Raw genomic sequence first — 1,191 nt, 5'->3', positions numbered from 1 at the left:
GTCGAGGTGTCCTGCGTAATCTCTTCGCCCTTGGCCAGCGACCGCAGCAGGCGGCGCATGATCTTGCCCGAGCGCGTCTTGGGCAGGTTGTCGCCAAAGCGGATGTCCTTGGGCTTGGCGATCGGGCCGATTTCCTTGCCGACCCAGTTGCGCAGCTCGGTTGCGAGCTTGGCCGCTTCCTCGCCGCTCGGGCGCGAGCGCTTGAGCACGACGAAGGCGCAGATGGCCTCGCCGGTCATGTCGTCCGGGCGCCCGACCACCGCGGCTTCCGCCACCAGCGGGTTGGCCACCAGCGCCGACTCGATCTCCATCGTGCCCATGCGGTGCCCCGACACGTTCAGCACGTCGTCGATGCGGCCCATGATGGTGAAGTAGCCGGTGTCCTTGTCGCGGATCGAGCCGTCGCCGGCCAGGTAGAGCTTGCCGCCGAGCTCTTCGGGGAAATAGCTCTTCTTGAAGCGCTCCGGATCGCCCCAGATGGTGCGGATCATCGCCGGCCACGGGCGCTTGACCACCAGGATGCCGCCGCTGCCGTTGGGCACGTCCTGTCCGGTCTCGTCGACGATGGCGGCCATGATGCCCGGCAGCGGCAGCGTGCACGAGCCCGGCACCAGCGGCGTCGCGCCCGGCAGCGGCGTGATCATGTGGCCGCCGGTCTCGGTCTGCCAGAAGGTGTCGACGATCGGGCAGTTCTCATTGCCGACATTCTTGTAGTACCACATCCACGCTTCCGGGTTGATCGGCTCGCCCACGGTGCCGAGCAGGCGCAGGCTCGACAGGTCGTACTGCTTGGGGTGGATCTTCTCGTCGGCCTCGGCGGCCTTGATCAGCGAGCGGATCGCGGTCGGCGCGGTGTAGAAGATGCTGACCTTGTGGCGCGCGATCATGTCCCAGAAGCGGCCGGCGTTCGGGTAGGTCGGCACGCCCTCGAACACCACCTGGGTGGCGCCGGCCGCCAGCGGGCCGTAGGCGATATAGGTGTGGCCGGTGACCCAGCCGATGTCGGCGGTACACCAGAACAGGTCGTCGGGCTTGATGTCGAACGACCACTTCATCGTCATCAGCGCCCACAGCAGGTAGCCGCCGGTGCTGTGCTGCACGCCCTTGGGCTTGCCGGTGGAGCCCGAGGTGTAGAGCACGAACAGCGGATGCTCGGCGCCGACGGGTTCGGCCTCGCAGGTATCGGGCTGG

1 protein-coding gene is annotated in these 1,191 nt (G+C 67.5%); it reads right to left on the bottom strand.

The window, feature by feature from the left end:
* On the bottom strand, positions 1-1,191 hold a 1,191-nt coding region (locus tag U9J39_RS29365; RefSeq protein ID WP_326348798.1), incomplete at both ends, for an acetate--CoA ligase.

The organism is Cupriavidus sp. SS-3, from assembly GCF_035818815.1.
Classification (GTDB): domain Bacteria; phylum Pseudomonadota; class Gammaproteobacteria; order Burkholderiales; family Burkholderiaceae; genus Cupriavidus; species Cupriavidus taiwanensis_C.
Note: the sequence above shows the minus strand (reverse complement) of the source record. Positions and strands in the feature narration are given on the sequence as shown.